7 protein-coding genes and 3 pseudogenes are annotated in these 9285 nt (G+C 28.7%); all 10 read right to left on the reverse strand.

Annotated features, from left to right (window positions below; genetic code table 11):
• Positions 1-688 (reverse strand): annotated as a pseudogene (locus JG776_RS11660) (RNA-guided endonuclease TnpB family protein); the annotation flags it as partial.
• A gap of 84 nt (positions 689-772) precedes the next feature.
• Positions 773-844, reverse strand: a pseudogene (locus tag JG776_RS11665) (IS200/IS605 family transposase); the annotation flags it as partial.
• Positions 845-1548: 704 nt separating this feature from the next.
• Complete coding sequence (locus JG776_RS11670; protein ID WP_291967707.1) at positions 1549-1863, reverse strand: hypothetical protein; 315 nt, start codon at positions 1861-1863, stop codon at positions 1549-1551.
• A gap of 321 nt (positions 1864-2184) precedes the next feature.
• Positions 2185-2892, reverse strand: a complete 708-nt coding sequence (locus JG776_RS11675; protein ID WP_291967709.1) for a putative ABC transporter permease — start codon at positions 2890-2892, stop codon at positions 2185-2187.
• 140 nt (positions 2893-3032) lie between these two features.
• The gene (locus JG776_RS11680) at positions 3033-4406 is read right to left on the reverse strand and encodes a radical SAM protein (RefSeq protein WP_291967710.1); all 1374 of its coding nucleotides are present in this window, start codon (positions 4404-4406) and stop codon (positions 3033-3035) included.
• 979 nt (positions 4407-5385) lie between these two features.
• Positions 5386-5964: a TetR/AcrR family transcriptional regulator gene (locus JG776_RS11685; RefSeq protein ID WP_291967712.1), complete on the reverse strand. Its 579-nt coding sequence runs from the start codon at positions 5962-5964 to the stop codon at positions 5386-5388.
• Between the two features lie 37 nt (positions 5965-6001).
• Positions 6002-6925 carry a YidC/Oxa1 family membrane protein insertase gene (locus JG776_RS11690; protein ID WP_291967714.1) on the reverse strand — a complete coding sequence of 308 codons (924 nt, stop codon included), beginning with the start codon at positions 6923-6925 and terminating at the stop codon, positions 6002-6004.
• 45 nt (positions 6926-6970) lie between these two features.
• Positions 6971-7495: an HD domain-containing protein gene (locus JG776_RS11695; RefSeq protein ID WP_291967716.1), complete on the reverse strand. Its 525-nt coding sequence runs from the start codon at positions 7493-7495 to the stop codon at positions 6971-6973.
• 488 nt (positions 7496-7983) lie between these two features.
• Positions 7984-9054 (reverse strand): annotated as a pseudogene (gene tnpB / locus JG776_RS11700) (IS200/IS605 family element RNA-guided endonuclease TnpB).
• A gap of 2 nt (positions 9055-9056) precedes the next feature.
• Positions 9057-9285 (reverse strand): IS200/IS605 family transposase (gene tnpA / locus JG776_RS11705; RefSeq protein ID WP_291967718.1); only part of this gene is annotated, 229 nt, incomplete at its 5' end.

Below are 9285 nucleotides of genomic sequence, written 5' to 3' on the forward strand. Positions count from 1 at the left end.
CTAATTTTAGCAAATTCTTGCTTGCATTTATATCTCTATCATGAACTGCACCACACTTTGGACATTTCCATTCTCTCAATGCTAAATTCTTTACATCAGGATTTTTATATCCACATTCACTACATGTTTGACTTGATGCATAATTTTGTGGTTCTATTATTATTTCTCTGCCATACCATTTTGCCTTATATTCTAACATACTTTTAAATTCTGCCCATGATACCTCCGATATCCCTTTGGCTAAATATTTGTTTTGTTGCATATTTTTTACTTTCAAATCCTCCCAAATTATCACTTGGTTTTCGCGAATAATTCTGTAGGACAATTTGTGCAAGAAATCTTCCCTTTGATTTGTTATTTTCTCATATAACTTTGCAAGTTTTAATCGTGTTTTTTCATAGTTTTTAGATTTTTGAATTTTTGTCCCATCTGAAAATACTGCAAACTCTTTTAATCCTAAGTCTATACCTATTTTCTTGTCTACCTTAAAGGTTGAATTTCTTCTTCTACAAGTATTGAAGCATAGTATTTACCTGTTGGCGTTTTTAGATATAGTTACAGATTTTATAATTCCTGAAAACTGTCAAAGCATTTTATTATAAATAAACCTTACACCCCCAAACACTTTAGCAAAATATTCTTCCTGTTCTTTTGTTGGATATATTCTGTATTTATATGCTTTAAGCAAAATTACACCTTCTTTTCTTAGCTTTCTATATATTTTCTTTATTATTTCAATAGGGGCTCCACCAGTTGTAAGCAAACAGTAAATTCTATATTTAGTTACCAAAACAAGATGATAATATAACAAGAATAAAGAATGGTTGTTGGTATCTAATCGCACTGTATTTGCTCTATCATAAAGGAAGGAATTCTCAAACAACATTCATCCCCCACTTATAGAAGTGGGAGACTTCTATCGTTAGTTAGGTTAAAAACTTAAAAACCTATAAAAATCCTATCGTTAAAACTAAATTTATATTAACAAAAAATCATTATTATTTTATCTTATCACTGTTTCCACACCTTGTCTATGGCAACATTATAATCTCCCCTTACAAACCAAGAGCCTTTGAAATATCAGGACTCTATCTGTCTTTCCTTTCTAGCTTAACTACGCACTCGATGTGCTTTAAGTGGTGTATTAGGTTGGAAAAGAAATGTATGATTTTTAATTTACTTCTTAATAAACACCTCTAATTAAAAGTTCAACTAACTCCTTTTTCTTTTCTAATACTTCAGGAATCAATTTTGAACAATAAAAATTTTGTTAACTTTAAAATCATCTATTCTCTTTTTATATAAAGCTTTTTCTTAAAGTTTAAATTGCCTGGATAAGTATTTTTCTTTCTACTTACTAAACCTAAAATTGCTGATTTATATGTTCAATATTTTTTCTTTGCATCCGCAAATTTTTCTTTCATTGTATATCATATAAAGATAGTTTAACCTAAAATTTTTGATCATACATCTTCAATATTTCCATAAGAATTTTTAAAATTTAGGTGTTCCATATTTATTCTACAAGGCTAATTTTACAAAAGCTATTTAAATCTTTACTTTATAATCATTAGCCCATTCAGCTAATCCTTCTGATACAGCCTTAAACCTCTTGCCATTTCTCCATTTTGCTATAAATGCCATGTTACTGCTATTAGTATTTATACCTTCAAAAATAGCAGCATAAGTATGCTCATGTATTATTAATGTAGCAAAAATCAGATTTTCTTTTAAACTTTTTTCATCAAGGTGATTATATTCTTGTAAAGCAACTTTAATTCTTTCTTTAATTCTATTCAAACAGATCAATACCATACCAAGTTTCATTGATATAAAAATGTTCTGGATACCCATTAGATACAAACATATCTTTCAATTTTTGATTTAATTCACATGATGGTGGTAAATATACTCCAAATGGGTTTTGATAAAAAGATGATAATTTTACGCAGAAATAAGTGTTTTGAATATTAGTACACTCCTATTTTATTATCAATGCTTAATTTCTTTTATATGTTTTTTATTATATTCGAGTTAATGAGTCTGCAAAACTATACTAACACCAGTTAAATTTGTTAACCAAATCGACACCTCTATATTTAATAAATTTACGTTTTGTACTGCTGTTATTGTACCTTAATCTGATAAAGCTATTAAATTCTAAATTTCTTCATAATATATTAACTATTTTTGTCTTTTTTTAAACTTACCATGTGTAAAATTCATTACTTCTTTTTTATTAATTTTACTAATATTTAACTGATCTAATCCTGGAAAAGCCTTAATAATTCTTCTGTTTTTTATATTTTTATCCCAAAAACTTTCCAACGGATTTTTATAATAAATCTTCAAAATCTCTTTTAAATCCAAAATTTCAGTTACTGATTTTATCGTATCAATTATAAAATAAATAATAATTATTACAGCAAAAGAAAGCTTTAATGTAATTGACGCTGATCCAATATATTTTTCGCTGAATGGGTGAATTACATTAATTAAAATATAAGCTAATATCCCCCATAGTATAGAATATGTTAAACATATCCTCCCATGTAAATTTAAAAAATTGTTACTATAGTCCCACCATTTACGATTAAATATTTTTTCTAATATAAATCCAGTTATATATTCTAGTGTTGTAGTTAATAAAATAGCAACTAAAATTTTTAATGTTACAGATAGCGATTCCGGTTTAACAACATTACGCAAAAGTTCTTCAGAAAAAATAATTAACAAAGCTCCAAACCCGTAAATTGGACAAAAAGGACCATATAAAAATCCTCTATTAATGAATTTACGTTTATTGACACTTGCAAATACAGTTTCAAGACACCATCCAATAAAAGAATAAAAAGTAAAATATATTATTACATCAATCAAATATTCAATCATACTCACTATTTTCTCCTTATTTTATTTATCGTATAGTCTATTACAAAACCCTCAATTAAGAAATATTAAGGATTTGCAATCTTTTATTTGCAGGATATCCTACAGCCTTTATAGAATTATTTATTATCACAAAATACAAATCATAAAATGCATGTTCTACCTATATTGACAGTATTTTTATGCTTTTCTTTCCAAATCTCATCTGCAACTTTGCCCCACTCATTAGCATAGTAAGATAATTTTTCAGCAAATTCATCTATTGTTTCATCATCGTTTAATTGAGTTGAATATGCATTGGATTCATGAACCATTTCTCTTAAAGCTTCAGGATTATCGATTAATGGACAAGGTCTTAATTGGTTTTCATTGAACGGTTGTCTCTTTCTATAAGCCTTAAACAACGGAGATTGAAGAACCTCTAAAAGCGAATGATCTTTAATATTCATATTTGAGTAATGAACAAAAGCACACGGTTCGCAATCTCCATTTGCATTAATATGGAAATATCTTCTACCTCCTGCTATACAGCCATGAGAAAATTCACCATCATTCCAAAAATCTAATACAAAGATAGGATCCTTTGCTCTTATTTCATTGATCCTCTTCATCATAAATTTCCTTTGCTCCGGTGTTGCCATAAAATCTAAGTTGCTATCTTTGCCAACAGGAACATAGGTAAAATACCAGCCAAATCTACATCCCTTTTCAATCATAAGGTCGATATACTCTTGGGAAGCCACAACTTCTGTATTGTATCTATGATAAGTAGTTGAAAATCCAAATACACATCCTGCTTCTTTTAAAATATCCATCGCCTTCATTACTGCTTCAAAGGTTCCTTTTCCTCTTCTCATATCTGTTTCCTTTTCAAATCCCTCTATGCTAATAGCTAAAGCAAAATTCCCCACTCTCTGTATTTCCTTTGCCAATTCTTCATCTATTAATGTTCCATTGGTAAATGAAAGGAATGCACAATCGTCATGTTTTTCACACAATCTAATTATATCGTCCTTTCTGATTAGAGGTTCCCCACCTGAGAAAATGTACATATAAATTCCAAGTTGTTTCCCTTCAGTCACGATTCTGTCTAAAACTTCAAAACTTAAATTCCAAGGTTTATACATACCTGCCCAGCAACCAATACAATTTAAGTTACATGCAGAAGTTGGATCTATTAAAATAGCCCAAGGAATGTTGCAATCATATTTCTTTTCATTTTCAAGCTGCATAGGAATTCCAAAAAATGTTGCATTTAAAAAATAATTTATACCTATCTTTTCTCTAACATTTGGATGGGTCTCAGTTAAAAGTTTATAGGTATACTTATACCAATTGCTTTCTTTATCCTCTAAATATCTCTTTATTGAAGCTATATATTTTCTATCTTGTTCTCTGATAACTATTTTTTCAGCCCAATTTATCAGTTTAGGGATGTTCTTCTCAGGATCCTTTAAAACATACTTCATTGCTTCTTTTATTGCCGCTTCACCTAACCTTGTCCTTGCTAAATTCATTTAAAACCCCCCTTTACCCTTACTTTTTTTAATCTATTGCAAAACCCTTAAGTTAAGAAAAATTAAGGGTTTGCAGTCTTTCGTTTAAAGGATGTCCCTAGCCTTTGTAGAATTATAATACACAAACCATATTAGAGAAGGCATATCCTTACATACTAATCAATTGTCTCTTTTCAATATATACTCTGATTTAGTAGATCTAATAATTACTGAAAAACCTAAGCTTCTTAAACTCTTTGAAGCTTAACACTGATTTATCTAAAATAATCCCTCAATCCTTCTATAGCTACTACTATAAATCTACTGGGTGTCCTCGTAAGTAACTGCATTCGTTTATAATGGCTTGGCGTCTTTCGTCGTATTGATTTTTATGATTTACAAAATTCTTATCCTAACGGTGATTCCTCTACTGCTGAGTCTAAAGATGCTTTTGCAATCATTATAAATTCACTTAAAATTACTATTTTATATAAAAAAGAGAGACCAAAAATTTCATTAAAACCTAACCAATTTTTATTTCGATTAAATAAACCACGCCACTTCGGCACCTTCAACTAGATAAAGCTTGAACCTTCTTTACCCATTTGAGGATCAGCAAGTAATGTTCTTGCTAGTCCAATTGCATCTATTTTCTCCTTTCCCAATAGTAAATTCTCCAAACTTTGGATCCTCCATTCTTCCTGCACAAATAACAGGGAAATCAGCAAATTATTTAATACACTTACAATCCTCAAGATTACAGGTTTCTGGCATATAAACAGGTGGATGAGGTCAAAACCATGAATCACAGGTTTTCAGAAATAATAATTATATCGGACGTTCGTATTAAATACACCGACATAAATCATCAGTTTTTGTATAGCAATAAATTTTATCTGTAATTCAAAATCTTCTTAAGTGTATTAGTATCTTTTTTACTGTGGAATTTTTCTTTTATTTAAAACTTTAATAAGCTGTCCTTTATCATCCTTTTTAAACATTATTCAAATAAAATATGCATTGAATTTAATGCTTCAGGTAACGCATCTTCTTCACTATCTAATAATACCTGTATGGCAGTACCTAACATAGCTCCTAAAATCATTCTTGATAAAGATTTAGAAGAATATTCTTCTAGGCCTTTCATGCTAATATTATTTAATATATATTTTTCTATCATAGCTGCTAATTCTCTAAAAAGATTTATAATAAGACCTCTAAAGGAAACTGACCAAATTGCCATACTAATAAAATCACATAGTAATTTAAAAAGTTCTGAATTATACTTTAGCATATCACGAAAATAAATTATTAGTGAATTTAGTCTCGCTTGGGGTGTGCTTTCCTTTTTTAAACATTTATCAATCTCTAATAAATATTTCTGCGTCATCATCTTTATAACTTCTTTAAATAATCCTTCTTTATTTTTATAGTAGTAACTTAACTGACTTAAGGCAACTCCAGCTTCATCTGCTATATCTCTTAAAGATACATTTGCGTAACCCCTAGATGATATACAATTATATGCTGCTAATAATATCTTCTCAGATTGGTTTTGTTTATCTTTATCTATATTCATAATACACCACCCTTCATTTAATTAAGATATTACTTTATCATACATTTTCAGAATCTTGCACTTTTCTCATACTCAACCCGTTATTTTTATTGTAATCTTTTCTTTTTTCCACATTAGAATTATTTTTAATAATAAATTTATCCATGAATAATTGTTGAAATATTTGATATATATTGCCTACTATCCAATACAGTCCTAAACCAGCAGGTACAGTGAAAGAAATAATTCCCGTCATAATTGGAGCAAATAAATTCATACTCCTTTGCATAGAATTTTGAATTTGATTTTCATTTTTCTCTTGAGATTTCTGTGCTGAGTATTTTATGGATATATAAGTTGTAATTGCAGACAATATTGGTACTAATAATAAAGCCATATTTTCACTCATTTGATGGAGATTTGAACTTGGCACTAAGCCTAAATTTATTCCGAAAAAATTCATATTCACTATTTCATCTCTCTTCAACATCTGGCTCACATCTGATAACTTATCAAGATGTTTGCTATAGTAGTTTATTATACTTAAATCAGGCATATTCGCTATCTTATCTGGGCCCAACGGAATACTTTCAAACAACTTTTGAATAACATCAGGTGATTTTCTAAACATATATTTTAAAGGCTGGGATATTACATAATATAACGAAAATAAAATGGGCATTTGTATTAATAATGGTAGAAATCCGCTTGCAGGATTAATTTTATTTTCAGAATATAACTTCATTATTTCCTGATTTAGTTTCTCATTATCATTTTTATATTTTTTCTGTATTTCCTGCATTTGTGGTTGAATTTCATTTATTTTGGATATAGCTTTATACTGCTTAATATATAAAGGTAATAATAATGTCTTTATAATAATTGTTAATAAAATGATAGCCAATCCATAATTTTTAAATGCTAAAACTTCATATATAAATTTTAAAAGATAACCTATTGGAACCGCAATAAAATCTAACATTATTTTTCTTCCTTTCTTAATATCATATTTAACACGTTTTTAATCCTAAATGGATTCCAACTGACTTAATATACTTTTAATAAATTCTCTATTATTTACTTTAATGGATTCCATAAAGGCATAATATTTGTCTACAAAAGATACTATAAAAGATTCTTTGTATTTTGGCAATTTTAAAGTCAAAGGCCACATATGCTTTTCTATTATATCCTTTTCCATATCACTTAATTCAAAATACTTATTTGCATTTTCTAATGCTATAAAAGGATGAATAAATCCACGCAATCCATTTTGTGGCTTTGAAGTATGCCAGTCATATAAGAAAAAATCATGAAGCAAACCTCCTCTAGCGGCCGCTCGATAATTCAAGCCAAGTCGTTTACATATTAAATAGCTATTATAAGATACATAAATACTATGTTCTAAACACGATACATTACCATGTTGCATATATTGTTCCATGGATTTTACAACAGGATTATTAATCAAATCACTAACAATTTTTTTATATTCATCATCACTCTTGGGATCTATTTTTATTTTTAACTTTGAATTTATCAATTTTAACATTTAGTCTCCTCCTATTATTTCAATTATTATAACGACATCAAAATATAACCGCTAAGGTATTTTATACAAGTTCTTTATATGTTTTAAATCTTAAATCGGACGTTCGTTCTATAATGATATTAACACACAATTTTTAAACTGTCAATGATTAATCATCATAAAATAATTTCATCAATAAAAGAAGAAATCTAATAACGTTTTAACCTACTGTGAAAATTCTTCAGATTTCCTTTTAATATAAAAATCTAGTCAAAATGACACAACATCATCTCAACTGGCTATCAATATTTCAATTCAATTTCAAATTCAACCTCAGTTCCATCTAAAAAGTTACAACAATCTTCCTTCCACTTCTCCATAAAGTAATCCTTTTCTCCACAAGTGCAGTGAACTACCGCCACTTATAGAAGTGTCGGCTTCGTGGTCAAGGTAACTTCTGTTACCAGATTACCCACGCTCAAAGGGCTGTTCCTTCCCCAAAATACCATTTACATGGCTAATTTTAGTAAGTTTCTAGCCGCATTTATATCCCTATCATGGACAACACCACATTTGGGGCATACCCATTCTCTCAATGCTAAATTCTTTACATCAGGATTTTTATACCCACATTCGCTACATATTTGACTTGATGCATAATTTTGTGGTGCTATTATTATTTCTCTGCCATACCATCTTGCTTTATATTCTAACATCCTTCTAAATTCTGCCCATGATACTTCTGTTATTGCTTTTGCTAATTTATGATTTTGTTGCATATTTTTTACCTGTAAATCTTCTAAAACTATAACTTGGTTTTCGTTTATAATTTTAGAAGATAATTTGTGCAGAAAATCTTTCCTTTGATTTGATATTTTTTCGTGGAGTTTAGCAAGCTTTTGTCTTGTTCTTTCATAGTTTTTACTTTGCTTCTGCTTTCTTGATAATGATTTTTGTATAATTTTAATTCTTTTTTCTGTTTTTCTTAACCATTTTGGATTTTCTACCTTTGTTCCATCAGATAAAATAACAAATTCTTTAATGCCTAAATCTATACCTACTTTTTTATCTATTTTAGGTAATTCTTTAATTTCTTCTTCTACAAGTATAGAAGCATAATATTTGCCTGTTGGTGTTTTTGATATAGTTACAGATTTGATTTTTCCTTCAAATTATCTGTGTTGTTTTATTTTTATTTTTGTCTTTAACTTTGGAATTTTTAGATAACCACCTTCAAGTGTTACTGTTCCATATTGATTATTTGTAGTATAAGACTGGTAACCTTTCTTTTTCTTGAACTTTGGAAATCCTATTTTTTTATCTCTAAAGAAATTTTTATATGCTTTTTCTAAATTAAGTTGTGCGTTGGAAAGTGCAAGACTATCTACTTCTTTCAGAAAAGAATATTCTTTTTTATATTTTGCAGGTGTATTGTTTAGCATTTCTCCTGTTTGCTTATAATGTTCTATTTTGTCATGTAGCATTTTGTTGTATATAAATCTTACACAACCAAATACTTTAGCAAAATACTCTTCTTGTTCTTTTGTCGGATATATCCTATATTTATAAGCTTTTAGCAAAGTTACACATCCTTCCCTTGCTTTTCTATATATTTTTTAATTACTTCCATTGACACCCCACCTATTGTAAGTAAACAGTAACTTCTTGACCAAAAGTATTCTTTCCATAATTGCTCTTTTATTTTAGGATATTCTTTCTTTATCAATCTTGATGAAGCACTTTTATATGCATTTATAAACTTAGACAACTCTGTATTAGGATGTGCTTTGAATAATATATGGATATGGTCT

This window comes from Caloramator sp. (assembly GCF_020054765.1).
In the GTDB taxonomy this organism is placed as follows: Bacteria; Bacillota; Clostridia; order Clostridiales; family Caloramatoraceae; genus Thermobrachium; species Thermobrachium proteoclasticum.

What these genes read in the sequence shown, in the direction of transcription:
- JG776_RS11675 (WP_291967709.1), bottom strand. Translation starts at nt 2,892, where the DNA reads ATGATTGAATATTTGATTGATGTAATAATATATTTTACTTTTTATTCT.
- JG776_RS11680 (WP_291967710.1), bottom strand. Translation starts at nt 4,406, where the DNA reads ATGAATTTAGCAAGGACAAGGTTAGGTGAAGCGGCAATAAAAGAAGCA.
- JG776_RS11685 (WP_291967712.1), bottom strand. Translation starts at nt 5,964, where the DNA reads ATGAATATAGATAAAGATAAACAAAACCAATCTGAGAAGATATTATTA.
- JG776_RS11690 (WP_291967714.1), bottom strand. Translation starts at nt 6,925, where the DNA reads ATGTTAGATTTTATTGCGGTTCCAATAGGTTATCTTTTAAAATTTATA.
- JG776_RS11695 (WP_291967716.1), bottom strand. Translation starts at nt 7,495, where the DNA reads ATGTTAAAATTGATAAATTCAAAGTTAAAAATAAAAATAGATCCCAAG.